Annotated in this window: 1 protein-coding gene; it reads right to left on the minus strand. The window is 68.3% G+C overall.

Annotated elements, in window-relative coordinates:
* Window positions 1–127 precede the first annotated feature (127 nt).
* Complete coding sequence (locus ACXAHD_RS32100; RefSeq protein ID WP_475055162.1) at window positions 128–1,435, minus strand: sugar phosphate isomerase/epimerase family protein; 1,308 nt, start codon at window positions 1,433–1,435, stop codon at window positions 128–130.
* Window positions 1,436–1,479: the final 44 nt, after the last annotated feature.

The raw sequence follows: 1,479 nt of genomic DNA on the forward strand, positions 1-1,479 counted from the left end.
AACAGCCCACCCCCCCCCCCCCCCCCCCCCCCCCCCCCCCCCCCCCCCCCCCCCCCCCCCCCCCCCCCCGGCCGGTTCACGCGGTTGGATCAGTGGCCGCCGTGCCGGGTGGCGGGCGACCGGTGGATCACTCGCCCTGGCTGTAGACGGTCAGTTCCGACATGTGCTGGTAGCTGCGCTCGGCGAACTCCAGCGACTGACCCGGGTTCTCCGATCCGCCGGGAGCGGTGTCCTGCTCCCAGTTGGCGTGGTGGAAGTCGTAGTGCCCGATGGTCTGGAAGAACTGCTGGAAGTTGATGTCGCCGTCGCCCATCGGCGTCATCTCGTAGCCGTTGCTCTGCTCCGGGCTCCTGGCACCGTCCTTGGCGTGGAACAGCGGGAACCGCCGGGGCCGACGGGCCACCGTCAGGATCGGGTCGAACACCCGGGTCCGCTCCCGACCAGCCGAGTTGATGAACGTGTGGTGCTTGTGCCGGGCGACGTAGCCCCAGTAGATGTCCATCTCGAAGTAGACGTACTTCGCGTCGGTTTTGGCCATGAAGTACTCGAGCTTGCGGACACCGGACGAACGGGTCGGCCGTCCCTGCTCGTCCAGCGGGCCGGAGTCGAGCAGGAAGTTGTACGCAGCGTCATGGTTGTGGGTGTAGAGCCGCATCTTGCGTTCCCGGGCCTGCCGGCCGAGCTCGTTCCACAGGTCAGCGGCCTCGTCCCAGTCCGACTGGTAGTCGCTGCGGGTCGGGTCGCTGCCGGTGCCGATGTTCTTCATGCCGAGTTCCTCGGCGATGTCGAGCTCCTGCTGGAACGTCTCCGCATTGATCCTGGCGTGGGTGCCGTTGGCGACCAGGCCGTTGTCGTCCAGGATCTTGCGGATCTCGGTCGGCGTGATCTGCCGTCCGAGGATCTCCTCGCTCTGGGTGTAACCAGCGAACTCGATCTCCTTGTAACCGAGTTCCGCCAGGCGGGCCAGGACCCGCTCGAAGCCGTACGGTACGCCGCTGTCGTCCGGGGCGGCCCGGATGCGGTCCCGGACCGAGTAGAGGATGATGCCCCGGTTCTGCTCGGGGATCAGCGGGTCCACGGACCAGCCGCCGCCGGCCCGGGCCGGACGGCTGGTCTGCAGCACCGGCAGCCCGGCCGCACCGAGCACGGCAGCGGCACCGGCCGATGCGGCGAGGATGTTGCGGCGGGTGAGCGCCGGATTGGGTGGCGAGAGTTGCCCGTTGCGGCGTAGCACCTCGTCCATTCTGTCCACCTTTCTGCAGCGGCTCGCAGAGCCGCCGATGACGAGTGAGGAGGGTCGGGGTGTTCGGAGCCGCACGCCGCCGAAACGCACGACCCCGGGGCGGGGGTTCGGATGGGTGGGTTCGGGGGGGGGGGGGGGGGGGGGGGGGAGAAAAAAACAAAAACAACAACCCCCCCACCCCCCCCACAACACACCACAACGAAATGGGTATAGCCCACACTACAACCTCCACCAAA

It is taken from the genome of Micromonospora sp. ABR4_055 (assembly GCF_056160425.1).